The organism is Lactiplantibacillus sp. C232 (genome assembly GCF_023806725.1).
Lineage (GTDB): Bacteria > Bacillota > Bacilli > Lactobacillales > Lactobacillaceae > Lactiplantibacillus > Lactiplantibacillus plantarum.
The window spans coordinates 1-251 of sequence record NZ_JAMSKZ010000073.1; the positions used below are offsets into that span (position 1 = coordinate 1).

Annotated in this window: 1 pseudogene; it reads right to left on the minus strand. The window is 40.2% G+C overall.

The annotated features are described in order from the left end of the window. Positions 1-188: pseudogene (locus tag MZO41_RS16675) on the minus strand (IS1182 family transposase); the annotation flags it as partial. Between the last annotated feature and the right edge of the window lie 63 nt (positions 189-251).

Sequence of the window (251 nt, forward strand, 5' to 3'; positions counted from 1 at the left end):
TATGCTAAAAGGACCAGTTTTAACATGGCACCGAGGTTATATTCCCGCGGACGGCCAAACTGGTAATCATATTTTAGTTTTAAACTCTCAACAAGCTGGTTGATGTAACGAGCAGGATGATGCTCTTCTGGTTGGTAATCCAAGGCGATACTCAAAGTGGTTTGATTCATGTTATAATAATCTTGCATATTAGGAATGTCCTTTCGAGGATAATTTCGTAGAGTATCGGGTGCGACCGATGCTCTTTTTTT